At 67.0% G+C, this 21830-nt stretch carries 21 protein-coding genes; 3 read left to right on the forward strand and 18 right to left on the reverse strand.

Translation table 11 applies throughout. The features are described 5' to 3' along the window. The first annotated feature begins 25 nt into the window (after positions 1-25). Both U0042_RS23160 and waaA read left to right on the forward strand, forming a co-directional pair. Entirely contained in the window at positions 26-910 is an 885-nt protein-coding gene (locus tag U0042_RS23160; protein WP_114808955.1) for a Kdo hydroxylase family protein, read from the forward strand. Between the two features lie 142 nt (positions 911-1052). Further along, a complete protein-coding gene (gene waaA, locus U0042_RS23165) occupies positions 1053-2393 on the forward strand; it encodes a lipid IV(A) 3-deoxy-D-manno-octulosonic acid transferase (protein WP_114808954.1) in 1341 nt (446 codons plus the stop codon). Positions 2394-2453: 60 nt separating this feature from the next. On the opposite strand, the gene ureG is transcribed toward waaA, so the two are convergent. The 18 genes from ureG to U0042_RS23255 form a co-directional block, all read right to left on the reverse strand. Then, on the reverse strand, positions 2454-3125 hold the full coding sequence (ureG, locus tag U0042_RS23170) for an urease accessory protein UreG (protein WP_114808953.1): 672 nt from the start codon (positions 3123-3125) through the stop codon (positions 2454-2456). Between the two features lie 82 nt (positions 3126-3207). Continuing rightward, a complete protein-coding gene (locus tag U0042_RS23175) occupies positions 3208-3888 on the reverse strand; it encodes an urease accessory protein UreF (protein WP_114808952.1) in 681 nt (226 codons plus the stop codon). Further along, the gene (gene ureE, locus U0042_RS23180) at positions 3875-4558 is read right to left on the reverse strand and encodes an urease accessory protein UreE (protein ID WP_114808951.1); all 684 of its coding nucleotides are present in this window, start codon (positions 4556-4558) and stop codon (positions 3875-3877) included. Before ureE ends, U0042_RS23175 begins: the two co-directional genes overlap by 14 nt. 1 nt (position 4559) lies before the next feature. After that, a complete protein-coding gene (gene ureC, locus U0042_RS23185; protein ID WP_114808950.1) occupies positions 4560-6266 on the reverse strand; it encodes an urease subunit alpha in 1707 nt (568 codons plus the stop codon). 132 nt (positions 6267-6398) lie between these two features. Beyond that, complete coding sequence (locus U0042_RS23190) at positions 6399-6704, reverse strand: urease subunit beta (protein ID WP_114808949.1); 306 nt, start codon at positions 6702-6704, stop codon at positions 6399-6401. A 63-nt stretch (positions 6705-6767) separates the two neighbouring features. Then, a complete protein-coding gene (gene ureA / locus U0042_RS23195; RefSeq protein WP_017773123.1) occupies positions 6768-7070 on the reverse strand; it encodes an urease subunit gamma in 303 nt (100 codons plus the stop codon). A gap of 147 nt (positions 7071-7217) precedes the next feature. After that, complete coding sequence (locus U0042_RS23200; RefSeq protein WP_232833199.1) at positions 7218-8099, reverse strand: transporter substrate-binding domain-containing protein; 882 nt, start codon at positions 8097-8099, stop codon at positions 7218-7220. Between the two features lie 412 nt (positions 8100-8511). Beyond that, positions 8512-9426 (reverse strand): urease accessory protein UreD, encoded by a 915-nt coding sequence (locus U0042_RS23205; protein WP_114808947.1) that lies wholly within the window; start codon positions 9424-9426, stop codon positions 8512-8514. 264 nt (positions 9427-9690) lie between these two features. After that, a complete protein-coding gene (gene urtE, locus U0042_RS23210; RefSeq protein ID WP_114808946.1) occupies positions 9691-10383 on the reverse strand; it encodes an urea ABC transporter ATP-binding subunit UrtE in 693 nt (230 codons plus the stop codon). Between the two features lie 59 nt (positions 10384-10442). Continuing rightward, positions 10443-11306 (reverse strand): urea ABC transporter ATP-binding protein UrtD, encoded by an 864-nt coding sequence (gene urtD, locus U0042_RS23215; protein WP_114808945.1) that lies wholly within the window; start codon positions 11304-11306, stop codon positions 10443-10445. Next, positions 11303-12508 carry an urea ABC transporter permease subunit UrtC gene (gene urtC / locus U0042_RS23220; protein ID WP_114808944.1) on the reverse strand — a complete coding sequence of 402 codons (1206 nt, stop codon included), beginning with the start codon at positions 12506-12508 and terminating at the stop codon, positions 11303-11305. Before urtC ends, urtD begins: the two co-directional genes overlap by 4 nt. 4 nt (positions 12509-12512) lie before the next feature. Next, positions 12513-14195 carry an urea ABC transporter permease subunit UrtB gene (urtB, locus tag U0042_RS23225; protein ID WP_114808943.1) on the reverse strand — a complete coding sequence of 561 codons (1683 nt, stop codon included), beginning with the start codon at positions 14193-14195 and terminating at the stop codon, positions 12513-12515. 7 nt (positions 14196-14202) lie between these two features. Continuing rightward, positions 14203-15501, reverse strand: coding sequence for an urea ABC transporter substrate-binding protein (urtA, locus tag U0042_RS23230; RefSeq protein WP_114808942.1), 1299 nt, complete (start codon positions 15499-15501; stop codon positions 14203-14205). 575 nt (positions 15502-16076) lie between these two features. Beyond that, a complete protein-coding gene (locus U0042_RS23235; RefSeq protein WP_017773132.1) occupies positions 16077-16400 on the reverse strand; it encodes a rhodanese-like domain-containing protein in 324 nt (107 codons plus the stop codon). A gap of 61 nt (positions 16401-16461) precedes the next feature. Further along, a complete protein-coding gene (locus tag U0042_RS23240; protein WP_114808941.1) occupies positions 16462-17115 on the reverse strand; it encodes a protein-L-isoaspartate O-methyltransferase family protein in 654 nt (217 codons plus the stop codon). Positions 17116-17336: 221 nt separating this feature from the next. Beyond that, positions 17337-17600 carry a hypothetical protein gene (locus tag U0042_RS23245; protein ID WP_017773140.1) on the reverse strand — a complete coding sequence of 88 codons (264 nt, stop codon included), beginning with the start codon at positions 17598-17600 and terminating at the stop codon, positions 17337-17339. Between the two features lie 49 nt (positions 17601-17649). After that, entirely contained in the window at positions 17650-18828 is a 1179-nt protein-coding gene (locus tag U0042_RS23250; RefSeq protein ID WP_114808940.1) for an ABC transporter substrate-binding protein, read from the reverse strand. Positions 18829-18980: 152 nt separating this feature from the next. Further along, complete coding sequence (locus U0042_RS23255) at positions 18981-19922, reverse strand: CysB family HTH-type transcriptional regulator (protein ID WP_017773142.1); 942 nt, start codon at positions 19920-19922, stop codon at positions 18981-18983. Between the two features lie 221 nt (positions 19923-20143). On the opposite strand from U0042_RS23255, the gene U0042_RS23260 reads away from it, so the two are divergent. Continuing rightward, the gene (locus U0042_RS23260) at positions 20144-21823 is read left to right on the forward strand and encodes a nitrite/sulfite reductase (RefSeq protein ID WP_114808939.1); all 1680 of its coding nucleotides are present in this window, start codon (positions 20144-20146) and stop codon (positions 21821-21823) included. Positions 21824-21830: the final 7 nt, after the last annotated feature.

Genomic DNA, 21830 nt, shown 5'->3' on the forward strand with positions numbered 1-21830 from the left:
AGCCGCCTCGCTTTGAAGGGCAATCATGAACGAATCCCAGATTATCGAAGTCGCGTCCGCAGACTGGAGCGGACAGAACCTTTCGGTGCCGCGCGAAACGCTGCTCGAAGGCGTCGAGCACGGCAAGGTGCTGTATTTTCCGAACCTGCGCTTCGCCATTGAGAACGGCGAGCGTGCGCTGCTCGACCCGGCCATTGCCGACCCCAAGCGCAAGAACATCAGCCTCGAGCCGAACGGCGGCGCGCTGCACGGCGTGCTGGGCGATACGGTCACGCAGTCGGCCGTGCGCGCGCTCGTGGCGCGCTATCAACTGAATGCGCGCAAGCTCGTCGATGGTCTCTTTCCCGAGTACGGCGGCAAGCTGCGCGTGGCGCCCACGAGTCTGCGCCTGCATCAGGTGGAAACGCGGCAGACCTCGTGGCGCAAGGACGACAGCCGTCTGCACGTGGACGCGTTCCCGTCGCGGCCCAATTACGGCGAGCGCATTCTGCGCGTCTTCACGAACGTGAATCCCAATGGCGTGCCGCGCGTGTGGCGCGTGGGCGAGCCGTTCGAAGACATGGCGCAGCGCTTCCTGCCCGCCATCCGGCCGCAATGGCCGGGCTCGGCGTGGCTCTTGAACCTGTTGCACATCACGAAGTCACCGCGCAGCGAGTACGACCACCTCATGCTGAACCTGCACGACAGCATGAAGGCCGACCTCGACTACCAGAAGACGAGCCCGCAGGAAACCATGCCGTTCCCGCCCGGCTCCGTGTGGATCTGTTTCTCGGACCAGGCCTCGCACGCGGTGATGTCCGGTCAGTTCATGCTCGAACAAACCTTCTTCCTGCCCGTGAAGGCGATGGTGCAGCCCGAGTGGGCGCCGCTCGGCATTCTCGAACGCCTGAAGGGCAGGGCGCTGGTTTGAGCGCGACCTCTTTGGCGCGGCGGCGTCAGCGGCTGTTCGATGCGGCGCGGGCGGCGTGCCGGGCGTGCGCGGTTCACGTGCGCGTGTTGCCGGTTCTCTTCCTTCGGTACGCGGTACGAGTCTCGATGCCCGTGGAGGCACGATGCTGAGGGCCGTCTATCGCGCGGCCTGGTGGCTCATCGCGCCCATCGCGGTGCTGCGTCTGCTGATCCGTTCGCGCCGCGAGCGCGGCTACCGTGAGCACATCGGCGAGCGTTTCGGCTACGGCGCGGGCCGCGTGCCCGAGGACGACGCGCCGCTCATCTGGGTGCATGCCGTTTCCGTGGGCGAGACGCGCGCCGCGCAGCCGCTTATCGAGGCGCTTATCGAAGCCCGCCCCGACGCGCGCATTCTGCTCACGCACATGACGCCGAGCGGTCGCGCCACTGGCGAGCGCATCTTCGACGGCCGCGTGCTGCGCTGCTATCTGCCTTACGACATGCCGCACGCGGTGCGCCGCTTCCTGCATGCATGGCGTCCCTCGCTGGGACTCGTCATGGAGACCGAAGTGTGGCCTACGCTCATCGACGAATGCCGCCGCGCCGACGTGCCGCTCGTGCTCACGAACGCGCGCATGTCGGAGCGTTCGTATCGGCGCGCCGCGAAGTTCGGCCGCGCCACGCGCGAGGTGTTCGGCGGATTCTCGCGTGTGCTCGCGCAAAGCCCGTCCGATGCCGAACGGCTCTCCGCGCTCGGCGCGCGCAACATGGCCGTGCTCGGCAACCTGAAGTTCGACATGGCGACGCCGCCTGAGCTCGCGGCGCGTGGTCACGCATGGCGCAAGGCCATCGGCGCGCGCCCCGTGTGGGTGGCGGCAAGCACGCGCGAAGGCGAAGAGGAACTCGTGCTGCAGGCGTTCGCGGCGCTTGGCATCGACGACGCGGTGCTGATCCTCGTGCCGCGCCACCCGCAACGTTTCGACGAAGTCGCGGCGCTCGTGGAGCGCAAGGGCCTGCGTGCGGTGCGGCGCTCGGCCTGGGCGCCCGCAGCGGCTGCGGCGGCGGGTGCGGCGGCGAGCACGGACGTGCCGCCGCTACCCGCCGACGTGCGCGTCGTGCTGGGCGATTCGATGGGCGAGATGGGCGCGTACTACGCAGCGGCGGACGTCGCGTTCATCGGCGGCAGTCTGTTGCCGTTCGGCGGACAGAACCTGATCGAGGCCTGCGCCATCGGTGTGCCGGTGCTGATCGGCCCGCATGTCTTCAACTTTTCGCAGGCCACAGCCGATGCCGTGGCAACCGGCGCGGCGTTGCAGGTACCGGACCCCGAGGGTCTCGCGAAGGCGCTGCGCGAACTGTTCACCGACCGCCCGCGCCGCACGGCGATGGGCGCCGCGGCCTCGGCCTTCGCTGCGCGCCATCGCGGCGCGACGGCGCGCACGGTGGAGGTGTTGACGACGTTGTTGCCGGAGCCGTCGGGCGAGACGGCTCACCCCATGCCGTGAGGCGTGCGCCCAGGCGCGTGCGCTCGTGCCGCACGCCGCTATCGCGTGGGCGCTTCGCCCTCACCCCACCAGCAACCCCTTCTTCTCGATGAACCGGATCACTTCGTCGAGCCCCGCCAGCGACTTCAGGTTGCACATCACGAACGGCCGCTCGCCGCGCATCTTCTTCGCGTCGGACGCCATCACGTCGAGGTTCGCGCCCACCAGCGGCGCGAGGTCGGTCTTGTTGATGACGAGCAGGTCCGACTTCGTGATGCCGGGGCCGCCCTTGCGCGGAATCTTCTCGCCGCCCGCCACGTCGATCACGTAGATCGTGAGGTCGGACAGCTCGGGGCTGAAGGTGGCCGCGAGATTGTCGCCGCCGGATTCGATGAACACGATGTCGGCGTCGGGAAAGCGCGCGAGCATGCGGTCCACGGCTTCCAGATTGATCGACGCGTCTTCGCGGATCGCCGTGTGCGGACAGCCGCCCGTTTCCACGCCCATGATGCGTTCGGCCGGCAACGCGCCCGCCACGGTGAGCAGGCGCTGGTCTTCCTTCGTGTAGATGTCGTTGGTGATGGCGACGAGGTCGTAGCGCTCGCGCATCGCCTTGCAGAGCATTTCGAGCAGCGTGGTCTTGCCCGAGCCGACGGGGCCGCCCACGCCGACGCGCAACGGCGGCAGCTTCTTCGTGCGGCGTGCGGCACCGCTCGATGCGGCTTGTGTCGGGGAAAGGTGAGGTGCGTTCATGGTGAGTGCAATTCGGTCTGGTGAAGCGGGCGGGTGATACGGGAATCAGCGCGGAAATCAGCGCAGGCTGCAACGCGGACGCTCACGAGCGGAACAGCCGCGAATACTGCGATTCGTGTCGCGCCGACAGCACGCCCAGTTGCGGCGCGAAGGTGTTGAGTTCGTCGGCGGCGGTGGCGAGCGCCCGTGCGACGGCGGCTTCGATCGGCTCGCGCAGCGCGACGATGATGCGCTGCCCCGCGAGCTGGCCGAGCGGCACGGCCTTCAGCGCGGCGGCGGCCTGGTTCTCGACCCAACTGAAGGCGTAGGCGGCGAGTGCGGCGTCGGCGGATGCCTCGTGCGCCACGGCTGCGAACGCGAAGGCGGTGGGCTGCGCGATGGGCACAAGCGCCGCGAGTGTGGCACGTCGTTCTGCATCGCCCCATTCGAGCGAGGCGCACAGCTGCCGCAGCGACCAGCCCATCTGCTCGGTCTCGCGACGCAGTTCCGCCGACTCGCGGCTCGCGATGAACTCGCTGTTCGCCTCCGCGAGCGCGGCTTCGTCGTGGTCGCGCCAGCGCTGCATCTGATGCGCGACGAAGGGCAGTTCGCCAGGCGCCAGCACATTCGCGAGGCCCGCGGCGATCCAGTCGCGCGCGCTCTCGCCGTCGGTGACGAGTCCGGCTTCGATGGCCGCTTCGAGTCCCTGCGAGTAGCTGAACGCGCCGATCGGCAAAGCCGGCGACGCGAGATGCAGCAGAGCCGTGAGTTCAGCGATGCGCATGGCCGTGATCGTGGCCGCACCCGTGGCCGTCGCTGTGCGAGTGATCGTGACCGCAGTCGTGATCGTGCGCATGACCGTGACTGTGGCTTGCGTCGTGAGCATGATCATGCGCGTGACCATGCGCATGGGCGTGGTCATGGTCATGCGAATGCCCATGATGCTCACCAAACACCTGCTGCGCGAGAGCATAGTCTTCGGCGAACGACGCATCGTGGCCATGCCGGTGCCCGCCGCCATACGCGCCCGCTTCGGGCTGGAACGGCAGCGTGGCGCGCTCCACCGTGGCGCCGAGGCGCCGCAGCATGTCTTCGAGCACGGGGTCCGCTTCGAGCTTCAGATAATCCGCGCCCACTTCCACGGGCGTATGCCGGTTGCCGAGGTGATACGCGGCGCGCGTGAGCGTCAGCGTGTCCGCGGCGCGCACGAGCAGCACGGCTTCTGCGGCGGCCACGATGCGCACGAGTGCGCCGTCGTCGGCCACCAGCACGTCGCCGTCGGCGAGTACCGTGCCGCGCGGCAGCACCAGCGCCACTTCTTCGCCGTTGTCGAGCGTCGCGGCGAGGCGGCTTTTGCAGCGCGCGTCGTAGGGCAGCGTGAGCGTGGGCGCGCGCTTGACGAGTACGGGCGCGAGCTTCAGATGCGGGGCAAGGCGTTTGTCGAGCGTGCGCATGTCAGAACAGGAAATAGCGTTGCGCCATGGGCAGCACTTTGGCGGGCTCGCAGGTGAGCAACTGGCCGTCGGCGATGACTTCGTAGGTTTCCGGGTCCACACTGATCGACGGTTGCCACGCGTTGTGGATCATCTGCGCCTTCGTGACGGTGCGGCAGTTCTTCACGGGCACGATGCGCTTGTGCAGACCGTACCGTTCGCCGATGCCCGCGTCCGCCGCAAGCTGCGAGACGAACGTGAGCGACGTGCGCCCGAGCGCCCCGCCGCGCGTGGCGAACATCTCGCGATAGTGGACCGGCTGCGGCGTGGGAATCGATGCGTTCGGGTCGCCCATCTGCGCCACCGCGATCATGCCGCCCTTCAGGATCAGCGCCGGCTTGATGCCGAAGAACGCGGGTTCCCAGAACACGAGGTCGGCCCACTTGCCGGGCTCGATGGAACCCACCTCGTGCGCGATGCCGTGCGTGAGCGCCGGGTTGATCGTGTACTTCGCGACGTAGCGCTTCGCGCGGAAATTGTCGTTGCGGCCGCTGTCTTCGGGCAGCGCGCCGCGTTGCGCCTTCATCTTGTGCGCCGTCTGCCACGTGCGGATGATCACCTCGCCCACGCGCCCCATCGCTTGCGAGTCCGACGAGAGCATGGAGAGCGCGCCCAGGTCGTGCAGGATGTCTTCGGCTGCGATGGTTTCGCGGCGAATGCGCGATTCGGCGAACGCGATGTCTTCGGCAATCGACGGGTCCAGGTGGTGGCACACCATCAGCATGTCGAGGTGTTCGTCGAGCGTGTTGATGGTGTAGGGACGCGTCGGGTTCGTGGAAGAGGGCAGCACGTTCGCTTCGCCGCACACCTTGATGATGTCGGGCGCGTGGCCGCCGCCCGCGCCTTCGGTGTGATACGTGTGGATCGTGCGGCCCTTGAACGCCGCGATGGTGGCTTCGACGAAGCCCGCTTCGTTCAGCGTGTCGGTGTGGATGGCGACCTGCGTGTCGGTGTCGTCGGCCACGGAAAGGCAATTGTCGATGGCCGCGGGCGTGGAGCCCCAGTCCTCGTGCAGCTTCAGGCCGATGGCGCCTGCCGCGATCTGCTCCATGGCGGGCGCGGGCTGGCTTACGTTGCCCTTGCCGAGAAAGCCCAGGTTGATGGGCCAGCCGTCCGCGGCCTGCAGCATGCGCTCCATGTGCCAGGGGCCGGGCGTGCAGGTGGTGGCGTTGGTGCCGGTAGCGGGGCCCGTGCCGCCGCCGATCATCGTCGTGACGCCGCTGGCGAGCGCCTCGTCGATCTGCTGCGGGCTGATGAAGTGGATGTGTGTATCGATGCCACCCGCGGTCACGATCATGCCTTCGCCCGCAATCACCTCCGTTGCCGCGCCGATCGGAATGGTCACGCCGGGCTGGATGTCGGGATTGCCCGCCTTGCCGATGGCGAAGACGCGGCCGTTCTTGATGCCGATGTCGGCCTTCACGATGCCCCAGTGATCGAGGATCACGGCGTTCGTGACGACGGTGTCCACCACGTCGGCCGCGACGCGCTGCGACTGGCCCATGCCGTCGCGAATCACCTTGCCGCCGCCGAACTTCACCTCGTCGCCGTAGACGGTGTAGTCGCGCTCGATCTCGATGAGCAGGTCGGTGTCGGCGAGCCTCACGCGGTCGCCCGTGGTGGGGCCGAACATTTCCGCGTAGGCGCGGCGGTCAATGCGTAGTGTCATGGTGGGTCCGCAAGGGTCGGTAGTACCGGATGACGTTGCTGATTCGATGATTGACGAGGGCGCTGACGAAGGCCGATGGCGCGCGGTGCTGCAGACCGGTGAGGCCGTGCGGCACGCGCTGCCGTTCGGCCCTTACAGCGGCCCCATTACCTTGCCGTTGAAGCCGTAGACGGTGCGCTCGCCCGCGAGCGCGACGAGTTCGACGGTGCGCTCCTGGCCCGGCTCGAAGCGCACGGCCGTGCCCGCCGCGATGTTGAGGCGAAAGCCGCGCGCCGCTTCGCGGTTGAACGAGAGCGCCGCGTTCACTTCGTAGAAATGGTAGTGCGAACCGATCTGCACGGGCCGGTCGCCCGTATTCGAAACGGTGACGGTGACCGTCTCGCGGCCCGCGTTCAACTCGATCTGGCCGTCTTCGACAATGAGCTCGCCGGGAATCATGGTGCGTGCCTCAAGAGGGAAACTCAGCAGGGAAAGACCGGGAAAGTCTGCGCCCGGTCCGCGTCAGGGAATGGGATGGTGGACGGTGACGAGCTTCGTGCCGTCCGGGAACGTGGCTTCCACCTGGATGTCGGGGATCATCTCCGGCACGCCTTCCATCACGTCGTCGCGCGTGAGCAGCGTGGTGCCGTAGTGCATGACTTCGGCCACGGTCTTGCCGTCGCGCGCGGCTTCCATCAGTGCCGCGCTGATGAACGCGACCGCCTCGGGATAGTTCAGTTTCAGTCCACGCGCGCGGCGCCGCTCGGCGAGCAGCGCGGCGGTGAAGATCAGCAGTTTGTCCTTTTCGCGGGGAGTGAGCTTCATCGGCTTGTGTGTGGTGGTTGCGCGGCGGCGGGCGCCTCACGGCGGGCTTCACGGGCCGCCTGTGGCGGCCCGCGCCAGTATCTCACGCAGGTGCGGCGCTGAACATATCGGCGCGGGGCCGGGCAGGCCCGGGCGGCGCCGTGGGGATCAAAGGTCGGCGGGCAGCGGCGCGCCGAACCACTTCTTCGACATCGCGTTCAGCTGGCCGTCCTGCTTGGCCTGTTGCAGTGCGCCGTTGACCTTCGCAAGCAGGCGCGGCTCGTTCTTGTTGAGGCCCACGAAGCACGGCGAGTTCTTGATGACGAACTTCGGCTCCGGGCGGCGCGGCGGGTTCTTCGCGAGAATCGACGCGGCCACGATGTTGCCCGCGGCGATCAACTGCACCTGGCCCGAGAGGAACGCCGCGATGGTCGCGTTGTTGTCCTCGAAGCGCTTGATGGTGGCGTTCGGCGCCATCTGCGAGAGCGCGATTTCTTCGAGCGCACCGCGCGTGGCGCCCACGGTCTTGCCGGTGAGGTCGGCGGGGCCCGTCACCTTGATGTCGGCCGGGCCGAACACGCCCTGGTAGTACGGCGCGTAGGCCGTGGAGAAGTCGATCACCTTCTCGCGGTCCGGCGTCTTGCCGAGCGACGAGATGACGAGATCCACCTTGCCCGTCTGCAGATACGGAATGCGGTTCGCGCTGTTCACAGGCACGAGTTCGAGCTTCACGTTCATGGCTTTCGCGAGCAGCGCGGCCGTGTCGACGTCGTAGCCCTGCGGCTGCATGTCGGGCCCGACCGAGCCGAACGGCGGGTAATCCTCCGGCACGGCGACCTTCAGCACGCCGGCCTTGGCGATGTTGTCGAGCGCATCGGCGTGGGCGGCTTGCGGCGTGAGCGCGAGCAGCGTGGTGAGCGGCGCGGCCAGCACGGCCGCGAGCGCGGCGCGACGCAGCGGACGAAACGCGCGGGCCGCGTGGGGGGCGGCAAGAGAAGGGGTAAAAGCAGACGCAAAAGCAGAGGCAAGACGGACGGCGAGGTGATTCATGAGCGGGAGGTCTCCAGCGGGGCAACGTGTGGTTTCTTTTCGCCGCGTGCCGCAGCGGGCGACCGGTTCAGCACAGGCACGCGAACGTGATGCGATGGCGCGGACCACACAGGCAACTGGCGCAGCGAGGCCCGATCAGGAGCAAGGGATATGCCAAACGCGGTGCGGCGGTGGCGGCGCGGATCGATGCGCGGCCTGATGCACCGCGGCGGCGCATGCCGCGCGAGCCGATGTTCGAACGTGGTGCGTGGGCGGTGCGGCGAACGCATGCGGCGTGGCGCGCCTATGCGCCAGCGCGAGTGTGGCGTCGCATGCGGCGTCGATGCGGCCAACCGGCACTGACACCGAGTGTGACGGTGAACGCGGCCACAACATGCGGCTCGGGCTCAGTGCATGCGGCGCCCAACAGACGCTACGTTGTCCAGAGCCGCAGCGGCCGTGCGTCCACGCCGTGCACGACGGGCCGTAACTGCATCCAGCAATCGACGAGCGCGCGCTGAAGCGTTTCCATCGATCGCGCCACGGCCCGTACCACCAGCACGCCAGGGCAGACGCAGGAGGCGCCGGCGCGCAACGCGTCGTCGAAGGGAAGCCTGGCGGTGAGCGACTCCGCGAGCGCGTCGTCGCAGGCGGGGCCCACGGCCCACAGCGTGCCGTAGGCGGGGTAGCCGGCGAGGCCCTGCGGAGCATCGCGCAGCGCGTCGTCCGCGGTGAGCCGGGCGCGCTCGAACCAGAGCAACTGGCCTTGCGCGTGTTGACCGGGCGGCTGTGCGGCAGCGCCGCGCGCGACGATGCGCGACACCGCCTGCAACGAGCCCTGCGACCAGCGCTCGCCCGCGGCCTGGCGTCCCAGCTGCGTGGCGTCCCAGCCGATGGCGGTAGCGCCGCTCGCGAGCGTCAACGTGAACTCCAGTTCCGCATGCGCGTGGTCGAACAAGAGGTTGTTTTGCGGCAGCCAGTCGAGCCTGGCATGCGCGCCCACGTCGATTGCGATGCGCTGGCGTGCGTGACGCCCGTTCGACTTGTACCACTTGGTCGCGCCCGGCGTGGTCAGCACGGCATGCGTGCCGGCGTCGAGCGTGATGCCGATATCGAGCGCGTCGCCGCCCGCAATGCCCGCAGGCGGATGCACGATCACGGCGTGGCAGACCGCGTCGCCTTCCGGGTAGAGCGGACGCTGCACACGCAGCGGCCCCTCGTGCAGCCGATGCGTGAGCGCCGTGCGCGCGCCCTGCTGCGCGAAGCCGAGTTCGAGGCGCGCGCGCCATTCGCGGCGCCCTGCGGCGGACGGCTGTGCGAGCGCGAGGTGATCTTCGTGAAGCGACATGCGTGGAATGCGTGGAGGTGTGTGGCTTGCGTGCCGGATTGTGCGCTGAGGTGCGCTGCGCTACGCGTCGCGCGTCCATGGCGGCCGATAACGCTCCATCGTGACGCACCGAACCGTGGCTGGCGCAACGGTGGCCGAGCATAGCACGCAGCCGATGCGGCCTTGTTCGCGTCGGCGCGTGCTGGTCGCGGGCAACGCGTGGTGCGGATCTCGCCTCGGGCTCAGACTCCGATTCAGACTCGCGTTCAGACTCCGCCCGCAGCGTTAAACCGCGATCATGGCCCGCACGCCGTCCGCATCCATGTTCGCCCCTTCGCCGCCCGCCACGATCTCGCCGCGGCTCATCACCCAGTAGTGGTCGGCAATGGCCTTCGCGAAGTCGTAGTACTGCTCGACGAGCAGCACCGTCATGCGCATGTCTTCCACGAGGTGGCGCAGCGTGCGTCCGATGTCCTGGATGATGGAAGGCTGAATGCCCTCGGTGGGTTCGTCGAGTATCAGCAGTTGCGGCTCGCTCATCAGCGCGCGGCCAATTGCGAGCTGCTGCTGCTGGCCGCCCGACAGGTCGCCGCCGCGGCGCGCGCGCATGTCCTTCAGCACGGGAAAGAGTTCGTAGATGCTGTCGGGAATCTTCTTCGGCGCCTTCTTGCTGGCCGCGCCGATCAGCAGATTTTCCTCGACGGTGAGCCGCGGAAAGATGTCGCGCCCTTGTGGCACGTAGGCGATGCCCTGCGCCACGCGCGCATGAGGCGGCAGCTTCGTGATGGCTTGCTCGCGCCATTCGATGGTGCCGCTACGAGGTTGCACCACGCCCATCAGGCAGCGCAGCAGCGTGGTCTTGCCCACGCCGTTGCGGCCCAGCAGCACCGTGAGCTTGCCTTCGGGCACGGTGAGATTCACGTCGCGCAGAATGTGGCTGCCGCCGTAGTACTGGTTGAGGGTCTGGACTTTGAGCATGGGCTTCTTCGTTTCTGTGCGGACCGTGGCGGTGTGACGGTGAAAAGGGGGTGCAGGCCCTATCGCCCAAGGTACGACTCGATCACGGTCTCGTCGCGCTTCACTTCGTCGAGCGTGCCCTGCGCGAGCACGCGGCCTTCGGCCATCACCGTCACGCGACCTTTGTCGCCGGCAAGTGCGGCCACGAATTCCATGTCGTGCTCGACCACCATCATCGAACAGCTGCCGCGCAGGCGGTTCAGCAGTGCGGCGAGTTCCATCGTTTCGTCGTCGGTCATGCCTGCGGCGGGCTCGTCGAGCAGCAGCAGCGCGGGGCGTTGCATCAGCAGCATGCCGATTTCGAGGCGCTGTTTCTGGCCGTGCGAGAGTTCGCCCGCAAGCCGCATGGCCTCGCTTTCCAGCCGGATCACTTCGAGCGTGTCTTCGATGCGCGCCTGCGCCGTGCGGTCGAGCCGCGCGCGCAGCGACGCCCACCAGCGCTTGTCCGTCTTCATCGCGAGTTCGAGGTTTTCCCACACGGGGTGCTGCTCGAACACGGTGGGCTTCTGGAACTTGCGGCCGATGCCCGCGCGCGCGATGGCGGGTTCGTTCAGCCGCGTGAGGTCGATGGTCTGGCCGAGGAATACCTTGCCGGCGTCGGGGCGCGTCTTGCCGGTGATGACGTCCATCATCGTGGTCTTGCCCGCGCCGTTCGGGCCGATCACGCAGCGCAGCTCGCCCGCGTCGATGGAAAGCGAAAGCGTGTTGAGTGCACGAAAGCCGTCGAAGCTCACGGTCACGTCTTCGAGATAGAGAATCGTGCCGTGCGATACGTCGATCTCGCCGGGCGTGACGGCGTGGCCCAGGCCGGCCTCGCCCGAGAGCGTGAGCACGTCATGCTCGTCCGGGTGGGTGAGGTCGGGCGTCATGGCGTTCTCGTTCATTTGCGCGTTCTCCGTGCAGCCATGTCGACGAGCCCCATGATGCCGTTGGGCAGCAAGAGCGGCACCAGCACGAAGATCGCGCCGAGGAAGAACAGCCAGTACTCCGCGAACCACGCCGTGAAGACGGTCTTCGCGCCGTTCACGGCGAAGGCGCCGATGATGGGCCCGATGAGCGTGCCGCGTCCGCCCACCGCGACCCAGATCGCCATTTCGATGGAGTTGCCCGGCGACATCTCGCTCGGGTTGATGATGCCCACCTGCGGTACGTAGAGCGCACCGGCAATGCCGCACAGCACGGCCGAGAAGGTCCACACGAAGAGCTTGTAGCCAAGCGGGTTGTAGCCGAGGAACATGAGGCGCGTTTCGCCGTCGCGCACGGCGGTCACCACGCGCCCCAGCTTCGAGGTGACGATGGCGCGCGCCGCGATGAACGCGAGCACGAGCGCGGCGAACGTCATCAGAAACAGCACGGTGCGCGTGCCCGGATGCGTGATCGGAAAACCGGCGATGCGCTTGAAGTCCGTGAAGCCGTTGTTGCCGCCGAAGCCTGTTTCGTTGCGATAGAACAGCAGCATCGCGGCGAACGTCATGGCCTGCGTGATGATGGAGAGATACACGCCCTTCACGCGCGAGCGGAACGTGAAGAAGCCGAACACCCAGGCCACCACGGCGGGCGCGAGCACCACGAGCAACAGCGCATACGCGAGATGCTGCGTGCCCTGCCAGTACCACGGCAGCGCGTGCCAGTCGAGGAACACCATGAAGTCGGGCAGGTCGCTGCCGTACTTGCCGTCGTGGCCGATGGCGCGCATCAGGTACATGCCGATGGCGTAGCCGCCCAGCGCGAAGAAGAGCCCGTGGCCGAGACTCAAGATGCCGCAGTAGCCCCAGACCAGATCCAGCGCGAGCGCCGCGATGGCGTAGCACATGAGCTTGCCGACGAGCGTCATCGCGTAGGCGGAAAGATGCAGCGCGCTCGTTTCGGGAATGACGAGCGCGCTCACGGGCACACCGATGCCCACGACGAGAATCAGCGCGATGAGCGCGAGCCACGCGCCGCGCGACAGTAACGCGGGGCGCGGCGGCAGGCCCAGCGCGAAGCCTTGCTGAAGGGCGCGTTGGGCACTTGCCGCCGTGACGCCCGCGGCTGCCGCTGAAGAAACACCACTCGACGTTGCATTCGAAGAAGAGGCGACCGTCATGTTGTCACGCCTCCGCGCTGCGGCCCTTGAGGGCAAAGAGCCCCTGCGGACGCTTCTGGATGAAGAGCACGATCAGCACGAGCACCGCGATCTTCGCGAGCACCGCGCCCCAGAACGGCTCGATGGTCTTGCTCACGAGGCCGAGCCCGAAGCCGCCGATCACCGTGCCCGCAAGCTGGCCCACGCCGCCCAGCACCACGGCCATGAACGAATCGATGATGTAGCTCTGCCCGAGGTCGGGGCCCACGTTGCCGATCTGCGAGAGCGCGCAGCCGCCCAGCCCCGCGATGCCTGCGCCGAACGCGAACGCATAGGAATCCACGCGTGAGGTTTTCACGCCGACGCATGCCGCCATGCGGCGGTTCTGCGTGACGGCGCGCACGAAGAGACCGAGCCGCGTTTTCGTGAGCACGGCCCAGGCAATGGCCACCACGATCAGCGAGAACGCGAGAATCGCGAGGCGGTTGTACGGCAGGATCAGGTTCTGCATGACGGTGACGCCGCCGCTCATCCACGAAGGGTTGGCCACCTGCACGTTCTGCGCGCCGAACAGCGTGCGCGTGGCCTGAATCAGGATCAGGCTGATGCCGAACGTGGTGAGGAGCGTCTCCAGCGGACGGCCGTACAGATGCCGCAGCACGAGCCGCTCGAGCACGAGGCCCACCACCGCCGCCGACACGAACGAGGCCGGGACGGCCGCGAGCGGATACCAGTCGAACGCGCCGGGCGCGTGGCTCTGAATGAAGGTCTGCACGACGTACGTCGTATAGGCACCGATCATCAGGAACTCGCCGTGCGCCATGTTGATGACGCCGATCAGGCCGTACGTGATGGCAAGACCGAGCGCCGCGAGCAGCAGCACGCTGCCGAGCGAAAGCCCGGCGAACACCGTGCCGGCGATCTCGCTGCGGCGCTGGATGGCGTCGAGCGCGTCGATGCCCTGTTGCGCGGCAGAGCGCACCTTCGCGTCGCTTTCCACGAAGCTGCCGTCGGGCTTCTTCGCGACGAGCGGACGCAGCAGTTCGTACATGTCGAGATCGTGCCGTGCCGCCACCAGTTGCACGGCGTCGAGGCGCTTCGCCGGGTCGCTGTCGTGCAGCGCGGTCATGGCCCAGAGCGTATCGAGCCGCTTCTTGAGCGCCGGGTCGGTTTCCTTCGCGCGGGCCGCGTCAATCATCGGCTTCATCGCGGGGTCGGGGTTTTGCAGCAGCGCCGCAATCGCGGCGCGGCGCGTTTCGAGGTCGGGCGAGGCCAGTTGCAGACCCGATACGGCGCCCGCCACCTTCGAGCGCAACAGGTTGTTGAGCGTGATGGGCTGGGCGTCGCTCGCTTGCACCACCTTGCCCGTCACCGCGTCGCGCAGCGTGTCGCCTTCCTGCACGAGCACCTGGCCCGAGTCCGTGGCAAGCACGCTGTCTTCGGCAAGCGCCTTCAGTAGCGCGAGCGAAGGCGTGTCGTGCGCCGCGATCAGTTTGTCGATGGCGGCGGACTTCGCGTCGAAGTCGTCGGCCGCGAGCGGCGCGACGTCCTCGCCCGTGAGCGCAAACGCGCGCACGGGCACGAGCGCCGACGCCGTGCCGAGCAACAGGCACAGCGCGAGCGCCGTGCCGCTACCCTTGCGGACGACGCGCCGCACGTAGTGCGCCAGCGAAGACGCCGCGCGCATCGCGATTGCAATGGCCATCATCGCTACGTCAGGCCACGCGCCGGCGGCGCAGGAACTCGGGAATCGAGCTGACCACGTCCGGCTTGCCCTGATTGCCGGCGATGTACGGGCTCCACGGCTGCGCGCGAATTGCGGTCTTCGTTTTCCAGACCACGTTGAACTGGCCGTCCGCGCGCACCTCGCCGATCATCACGGGCTTGTGCAGATGATGGTTGCCGTCCATCTCCAGCACGAAGCCCGACGGTGCGTTGAACTTCTGCCCGATCATCGCCACGCGCACCTTGTCGACGTCGGTGCTCTTCGCTTTTTCCACGGCCTGCTTCCACATGTGGATGCCCACGAAAGTGGCTTCCATCGGGTCGTTCGTCACGCGCTTCGTGCCGCCCGGCAGGTTCTGCGACTTCACCCACTCGGCCCACTGCGCCTTGAACTTCGTGTTGACCGGGTTCTTCACCGACATGAAGTAGTTCCACGCCGCGAGGTTGCCCACGAGCGGTTTGGTGTCGATGCCGCGCAGCTCTTCTTCGCCCACGGAGAACGCGACCACGGGCACGTCCGTTGCCTTCAGCCCCTGGTTGCCGAGTTCCTTGTAGAACGGCACGTTCGAGTCGCCGTTCACGGTGGAGATCACGCAGGTCTTGCCGCCCTGCGCGAAGGTCTTGATGTTCGCGACGATGGTCTGATAGTCGCTGTGGCCGAACGGCGTGTAGACCTCTTGAATGTCGGCGTCCTGCACGCCTTTCGAATGCAGGAACGCACGCAGAATCTTGTTCGTAGTGCGTGGGTACACGTAGTCGGTGCCGAGCAGGAAGAAGCGCTTCGCGCCGCCGCCTTCGGCGCTCATCAGGTACTCGGTGGCGGGAATGGCCTGCTGGTTCGGCGCCGCACCCGTGTAGAACACGTTGCGCGACATCTCTTCGCCCTCGTACTGCACGGGGTAGAAGAGCAGACCGTTGAGTTCCTCGAACACGGGCAGCACCGACTTGCGCGACACCGAGGTCCAGCAGCCGAACACCACGGCGACCTTGTCCTGCGTAATGAGTTGGCGCGCCTTCTCCGCGAAGAGCGGCCAGTTCGATGCCGGGTCCACCACCACGGGTTCGATCTTGCGGCCCATCACGCCGCCGGATGCGTTGATCTCGGCGATCGTCATGAGCGCGGTGTCTTTGAGCGAGGTCTCCGAGATCGCCATCGTGCCGGACAGCGAATGCAGGATGCCGACCTTGATCGGGCCGCTGCCCGTGTCCGCCTTCGCGAACGGTACGCGTGCCGCCAGCGCGAGTGCGCTCGACATGGTGCCCAGCTTCAACAGACTGCGTCGCTTCATGTGGTTCCCCTTGCCAATGGATGGGTGTGGATTCGGAGGTTGGCCCTCGGACGCGAAACGCAGGCCATGACGGCGCCGGCGGTTTCGTGCGTTGGTTATCTGCGTTATCTGCTTGTCTGGCGGAAGGGGTTACTGCAAGGCATATGCCAACGGGGCCTTATCGGCACGAAGTCCGTATCCATGCACGTGGCGGCGCGAGTGAATCGCCGTGTAAGCCGCGCGTGGGCGGGCGATGCTGGTGCATGCCCGGACATCGAGGAGCGCCATGCATCGTCGCGGTGCGCGGTGAGCGGCGAGGCGCGGTCAGTCGCGGTGGCCGGGCATCGAACCGGAACACGAAGCGAGCCACGCGTGCTCGAAGATGAAATGCCTGGGCGCTGCGGCGAGCGCTTGCAGTGCATGCACGCTGCGCCGTTGTGCACGACGTGGTCGCCATCGCGGTGGACATCGTGAGCGCACGGCTCGGCGCAAGCTTCGGCACGGTGGCCGAGACGATCAGCGAAACGGGAGGGGGAGGGGCGAAGCAGGAGGAGGGTGTCGCCGCCGCCCGTGGCGGGCGGCGGGCGGAAGCCGGCTCAGTAAGTGGGCACCGAAGGGTCCACCTGGCGCGACCAGGCGTCGATGCCGCCTTGCAGGTTGAAGACCTTCGTGAAGCCGCGCGACTCGAGGAACATCGCGACCTGGGCGCTGCGTGCGCCGTGGTGGCACACGCAGACAATCTGCGCTTCGTCGTCCAGTTCCTCGCTGCGCGCGGGAATCTCGCGCATCGGGATCGACACGGCGCCGGCGATCTGCGCTGTCTGGATTTCCCACGGCTCGCGCACGTCGAGCAGCACGGGCGCGGGGCGGGCGGAGTCGGCCAGCCATTCGGCGAGCGCGGGGGCGGTCAGGTTTTGCATGATGGCATGTCGTCGGTTGTCGGCAGTCCGTTGTCGTCGGTTTGCAGGTGGGCAAACCGGCTCAGAACTTGAATCGCGGCGGCTGGACGGCGTTGTGCAGCGGCTCGATGTACGTTTCGAACACGTCGGCAATGCGGTACTGCTTCTCGTCGACGCGCGTGATGATCTGTGCCTTCATCACCGGCGCCACGCCGACGAATGCCGCGAGCCGGCCGCCGATCTTCAGTTGCTCCAGCATTTCCTGCGGCAGCACGGGCAGGCCGCCCGAGACGCAGATCACGTCGTAGGGCGCCGCTGCCGGCCAGCCGCGCGCGCCGTCGCCCGTGGCGACTTCCGCGTTCAGCACGCCGTTCGCGGCCAGGTTCGTACGCGCGAGTTCGGCCAGTTCCGGCTTGATGTCCACCGTCAGCACGTGCTGGGCGCGATGCGCGAGCAGCGCCGCCATGTAGCCCGAGCCCGCGCCGATTTCCAGCACGCTTTCGTGCTTCTTCACCGCCAGTTCCTGCAGCACGCGCGCTTCCACGCGCGGCGCCAGCATGTGCTCGCCGCCGGGCAGGGGGATTTCGAGGTCCGCGAACGCGATGTTCGCGTAAGCGGCGGGGACGAAGTTTTCACGCTTGACGACGGAGAGCAGGTTCAACACGTCCTGGTCCAGCACATCCCAGGGGCGAATCTGCTGCTCGATCATGTTGAAACGCGCTTGTTCGATGTTCATGATGGTTCGGCGATGAGGTTCGGGTACAGCCAGGGGAAAGGTGTTGGACCACACGCGGGCGGCCCATTTTTAAACTTGCGGAACGGCGGGATTGTACCAAACCGTGCTTTCTTCCCGGGCTCAAACGGGCGGTCTGCGTCGGTGTTTGTCCCTATGCGAAAGGGGCTGGCGCGGCCTTCTCCCGTCAGTCGCCCGCTTCGCCTCATGGCGCGAGTGTGCCCCTACTTCCGGCTCTTCCTGATCTGCTCTTCGAACGCGAGGTCCAGCTTGCTGGCCTTGCGGACCTTTTGCTGCGGCCCGTAAGCGTCCACGAATGCGACGAAGGCGTCGAGCGCGAGCGGGTCGCAGAGCGGCTGCCCGGCGCCCGCGGTGCGATCCACCAGATAGAACAGCCCGCCCGGCATGCCCACGGCGGCGTACTGCGGATTCCCGCTGCGCGTCTTGAGACGCTCGACGGCGTTGACTGCGCGGGTGGTGCGTGCCATAGGAATCGACTCTCCTTGAAGTTGGGCGGGCTGGTGGTGGATCGCTTACTTACTGACTCAGGTACACGAACTTGCCGCCGCGGATGATACCCATCACGCTCGCGCGCTGGTCGAGCCCCACGTGGTCTTTCGCGCTCGTATTGACGACGCCGTTGGGCACCACGAGTTCGTGCGCGTGCTCCAGTTCGTTGCGCAACGCCACGCGAAATTCGGTCGTGCCCGGTTGGGCCGTTTTCAGCGCACGGGTCACGGCGTCTTCGAGGCGCGGATAAACGCCTGCTGCGTCGCCCGCGAACTGGGTCACCGTGCCCGGGCCGTACTTCGCCTCATACGCGTTCACGAACGCGAGCGCGGCTTTCTTCGCCGGATGATCCGCAGGCAGCGTGCGCGCCACCACCACGGGCTGCGTGGGGAACAGCGTGCCTTCCACGTCCTTGCCGCCCAGCTTGATGAACTCCGGCGTGGCGATGCCGTGTGTCTGATAGATCGGTCCCTTGAAGCCGCGCTCGACGAGCGTGCGCTGCGGCAGCACCGTCGGCGTGCCTGCGCCGGCGATCAGCACGGCGTCGGGCCTGGCGGCCATCAGCTTGAGCACCTGGCCCGTCACGCTGGCGTCCGTGCGGTTGTAGCGTTCGGTCGCGACCACCTGGATGTGGCGCAGCTCCGCGAACTTCGTGAACTCGCTGAGCCAGCTGTCGCCGTAGCTGTCCGCGAAGCCGATGAAGCCCACCGTCTTCACGTTGTGGTTAGCCATGTAGCGGGTCATCACATCGGCCATCGCGCGGTCGGTCTGCGCCATCTTGTAGGCCCACACGCGCTTGCCTTCCTGCGGCTCCACGACGGAGGCCGAGCCGATCAGCGTGATCATCGGCGTCTGGCTTTCGGCGACGGGGTCGAGCGCCGCGAGCGCGGCCGGCGTGATGTTCGGGCCGACGATCACGTCGACGTGGTCTTCGTTGATGAGCTTGCGGATGTTGCGCACGGCGGCGCCGGGGTCGGAGCCGTCGTCGAGCACGATGTACTGCGCGTTCTGGCCGGCGATGGTCTTCGGCCACATCAGCATGGCGTTCTTGCTCGTGATGCCGATGGCGGCCGCGGGGCCGGTGCTCGAGAGGTCGATGCCGACCTTGATGTCCGCGCGGGCAGCCGTGGCGGCCAGCGCGCAGGACACGACACACGAAGCGGCGGCCGCACGGGCCAGCGCACGCAGGGGCTTGAACGACGTCATGAAGATCTCCAGGCAGGTTTTGGAAATGGTGGCTGCGGCGGCGTCTTTTTTTCGTGGGACGGCGCGGCCGCTTTTGCGTTGTTGTCGGGCTGTCGTGAATCTATCTCGGCGAAGGCGGGGCGCGTTTCAGTGCCGGCGGCTCATCGTGCGACTCACAGTTCGTACGTCTCATGCTCGCCCTTGAGCGCCTGCTCCACGAGGCGGCGGTTCAGGCTGGGCGAGAGCAGCTCGACGAGCGTGTAGACGTAGCTGCGCAGGTACGCGCCTTGTTTGAGCGCCACGCGCGTCACGTTGCCGCCGAACAGGTGCCCCACGGGCATGGCCCGCAGCTGGCGGTCGCGCTCGGGGTTGAAGGCGATGTCGGCCATGATGCCCACGCCGAGCCCCAGCTCGACGTAGGTCTTGATGACGTCGGCGTCGATGGCTTCGAGCACGATGTCCGGCGACAGCCCGCGCAGCTGGAACGCCTGGTCGATGCGCGAGCGGCCCGCGAAGGCATTGTCGTAGGTGATGAGCGGAAATTGGGCCAGATCGTCGAGTGAAAGCGACTTGCGGGCGAGCAGCGGGTGGTCGGGCGGCATGACGGCTACGTGGTGCCACTGGAAGCACGGCAGCGACACCAGGTCCTTGTAGCCGGCGATGGCTTCCGTCGCGATGGCGAGATCGGCCTGATCGCGCAGCACGAGTTCGGCCACCTGGGTGGGACTGCCTTGCAGAATCGAAAGGTGGACCTTCGGGAACCGGCGCTTGAACTCGGCGATGGCGGCCGGCAACGAGTAGCGCGCCTGCGTGTGGGTGGCGGCGATGATCAGGTTGCCCTGGTCCTGGGCGGCGTAGTCCTTGCCGACGCGCTTGAGCGTCTCCACCTCCTGCAGGATCCGCTCCACGGAGGCGAGTATGATGCGGCCCGGCTCCGTAAGGGAGCGCACCCGCTTGCCGTGGCGCGTGAAGATTTCCACGCCCAGCTCGTCCTCCAGCTCGATGATCGCCTTCGAGACGCCCGGCTGGCTTGTATACAGCGCCTTGGCGGCTTCGGTGAGGTTGAAGTTCTGGCGGACCGCCTCGCGGACGAAGCGGAACTGGTGCAGGTTCATTTATAACCTCTCCGCATATCAAAAGAATTTTTAAGTCGTTTGGAATCTAAGGGCAGTTTATTACGATCTATCAAACTTTTCCAATATGGATATCTGTTTTTGTCATTTGCAAATGAGCCGGCGCCGTGGGCCGGCTTGCAGCGCTGGCAGGCACCATCATCCGGGCGCGGCGTAACCGGAACGTCGCGTTGAGTGCAACTGAGCAACCCTGGGGTCCCCGAATGTACCAATACGATCAGTACGACCAGACCATCGTCGACGAGCGCGTCGCGCAGTACCGCGACCAGGTTCGCCGCCGGCTGTCGGGCGAATTGAGCGAAGAAGAGTTCCGCCCGCTGCGGCTGCAGAACGGCCTGTACATGCAGCGCCACGCGTACATGCACCGCATCGCCATTCCCTACGGCAACCTGCGCAGCGACCAGCTGCGCATGCTGGCACGCATCGCGCGCGAGCACGACCGCGGCTACGGCCACTTCTCGACGCGCACCAACATCCAGTACAACTGGATCAAGCTCGAAGAGACGCCGGACCTACTCGCGAAGCTCGCCTCGGTGCAGATGCACGGCATCCAGACCTCGGGTAACTGCATCCGCAACATCACGGCCGACCAGTTCGCCGGCGTGGCGCCCGACGAGATCGTCGACCCGCGTCCGTGGGCCGAAGTGCTGCGCCAGTGGTCCACGTTCCACCCCGAATTCGCCTGGCTACCGCGCAAGTTCAAGATTGCCGTGAGCGGCTCGAAGGAAGACCGCGTCGCCGTGCAGATTCACGACCTCGGCGTCTATCTGAAGAAGAACGAGGCGGGCGAAGTGGTGGCCAGCATCCTGGCGGGCGGCGGTCTGGGCCGCACGCCGATCGTCGGCGCCATCATCAGGGAAGACCTGCCCTGGCAGCATCTGCTCACGTACTGCGAGGCCGTGCTGCGCGTCTACAACCGCTACGGGCGCCGCGACAACATGTACAAGGCGCGCATCAAGATTCTCGTGAAGGCGCTCTCGCCCGCGAAGTTCGCGCAGCAGGTGGAAGAGGAGTGGCAGCACCTGAAGGACGGCCCGTCCACGCTCACGCGCGAAGAAGTGGAGCGCGTGGCGCAGTACTTCACGCCGCCCGCCTACGAAAAGCTCGCGGACACGGACGCGTCCTACGAAAAGCATCTGCTCGAGAACCGCGCCTTCGCGCGCTGGGTGGAGCGCAACGTGCGCCCGCATCGCGTGTCCGGCTACGCGGCCGTGACGCTGTCGCTCAAGCGCACCGGCACGGCGCCGGGCGACGCCACGGACACGCAGATGGAAGCCGTGGCCGACTGGGCCGACCGCTTCTCGTACGGCCAGATCCGCGTCTCGCACGAGCAGAACCTGATTCTCGCGGACGTGAAAAAGCGCGATCTGTTCGAGCTGTGGACCCTCGCGAAAGAGCAGGGCTTCGCCACGCCGAACATCGGTCTGCTGACCGACATCATCGCGTGCCCGGGCGGCGACTTCTGCTCGCTCGCGAACGCGAAGTCGATTCCGATCGCGCAGGCCATCCAGGAGCGCTTCGACGACCTCGACTACGTGCACGACCTCGGCGACCTGTCGCTCAACATCTCGGGCTGCATGAATTCGTGCGGCCACCATCACGTCGGCAACATCGGCGTGCTGGGCGTCGACAAGGACGGCGCCGAGTGGTACCAGGTGTCGCTCGGCGGCGAGCAGGGCATGGGCGCGCAAGGCGCGCGCCTTGGCCGCGTGATCGGCCCGTCGTTCTCGGCCGGCGAAATGCCGGACGTGGTGTCGAGCATCGTCGATACGTTCGTCGACAACCGCATCGACGGCGAGCGTTTCATCGACACCTACAACCGCATCGGCATCGCGCCGTTCAAGGAGCGCGTCTACGCGTCGCGCCAGCCGGCTCACGCGTAAAAGCGCA

This window comes from Paraburkholderia kururiensis (assembly GCF_034424375.1).
In the GTDB taxonomy this organism is placed as follows: domain Bacteria; phylum Pseudomonadota; class Gammaproteobacteria; order Burkholderiales; family Burkholderiaceae; genus Paraburkholderia; species Paraburkholderia kururiensis_A.

Excerpts from the sequence above, each read along its gene's own strand:
- ureA (WP_017773123.1), bottom strand. The coding sequence starts at position 7,070 with ATGAAGCTCACTCCCCGCGAAAAGGACAAACTGCTGATCTTCACCGCC.
- urtC (WP_114808944.1), bottom strand. The coding sequence starts at position 12,508 with ATGACGGTCGCCTCTTCTTCGAATGCAACGTCGAGTGGTGTTTCTTCA.
- U0042_RS23240 (WP_114808941.1), bottom strand. The coding sequence starts at position 17,115 with ATGAACATCGAACAAGCGCGTTTCAACATGATCGAGCAGCAGATTCGC.
- urtB (WP_114808943.1), bottom strand. The coding sequence starts at position 14,195 with ATGATGGCCATTGCAATCGCGATGCGCGCGGCGTCTTCGCTGGCGCAC.
- ureG (WP_114808953.1), bottom strand. The coding sequence starts at position 3,125 with ATGAACGCACCTCACCTTTCCCCGACACAAGCCGCATCGAGCGGTGCC.
- U0042_RS23250 (WP_114808940.1), bottom strand. The coding sequence starts at position 18,828 with ATGACGTCGTTCAAGCCCCTGCGTGCGCTGGCCCGTGCGGCCGCCGCT.
- U0042_RS23255 (WP_017773142.1), bottom strand. The coding sequence starts at position 19,922 with ATGAACCTGCACCAGTTCCGCTTCGTCCGCGAGGCGGTCCGCCAGAAC.
- U0042_RS23245 (WP_017773140.1), bottom strand. The coding sequence starts at position 17,600 with ATGGCACGCACCACCCGCGCAGTCAACGCCGTCGAGCGTCTCAAGACG.
- U0042_RS23190 (WP_114808949.1), bottom strand. The coding sequence starts at position 6,704 with ATGATTCCCGGCGAGCTCATTGTCGAAGACGGCCAGATCGAGTTGAAC.
- U0042_RS23175 (WP_114808952.1), bottom strand. The coding sequence starts at position 3,888 with ATGCGCATCGCTGAACTCACGGCTCTGCTGCATCTCGCGTCGCCGGCT.
- urtD (WP_114808945.1), bottom strand. The coding sequence starts at position 11,306 with ATGAACGAGAACGCCATGACGCCCGACCTCACCCACCCGGACGAGCAT.
- U0042_RS23235 (WP_017773132.1), bottom strand. The coding sequence starts at position 16,400 with ATGCAAAACCTGACCGCCCCCGCGCTCGCCGAATGGCTGGCCGACTCC.
- ureC (WP_114808950.1), bottom strand. The coding sequence starts at position 6,266 with ATGACACTACGCATTGACCGCCGCGCCTACGCGGAAATGTTCGGCCCC.
- U0042_RS23200 (WP_232833199.1), bottom strand. The coding sequence starts at position 8,099 with ATGAATCACCTCGCCGTCCGTCTTGCCTCTGCTTTTGCGTCTGCTTTT.
- U0042_RS23260 (WP_114808939.1), top strand. The coding sequence starts at position 20,144 with ATGTACCAATACGATCAGTACGACCAGACCATCGTCGACGAGCGCGTC.
- urtA (WP_114808942.1), bottom strand. The coding sequence starts at position 15,501 with ATGAAGCGACGCAGTCTGTTGAAGCTGGGCACCATGTCGAGCGCACTC.
- urtE (WP_114808946.1), bottom strand. The coding sequence starts at position 10,383 with ATGCTCAAAGTCCAGACCCTCAACCAGTACTACGGCGGCAGCCACATT.
- U0042_RS23160 (WP_114808955.1), top strand. The coding sequence starts at position 26 with ATGAACGAATCCCAGATTATCGAAGTCGCGTCCGCAGACTGGAGCGGA.
- waaA (WP_114808954.1), top strand. The coding sequence starts at position 1,053 with ATGCTGAGGGCCGTCTATCGCGCGGCCTGGTGGCTCATCGCGCCCATC.
- ureE (WP_114808951.1), bottom strand. The coding sequence starts at position 4,558 with ATGCGCACGCTCGACAAACGCCTTGCCCCGCATCTGAAGCTCGCGCCC.
- U0042_RS23205 (WP_114808947.1), bottom strand. The coding sequence starts at position 9,426 with ATGTCGCTTCACGAAGATCACCTCGCGCTCGCACAGCCGTCCGCCGCA.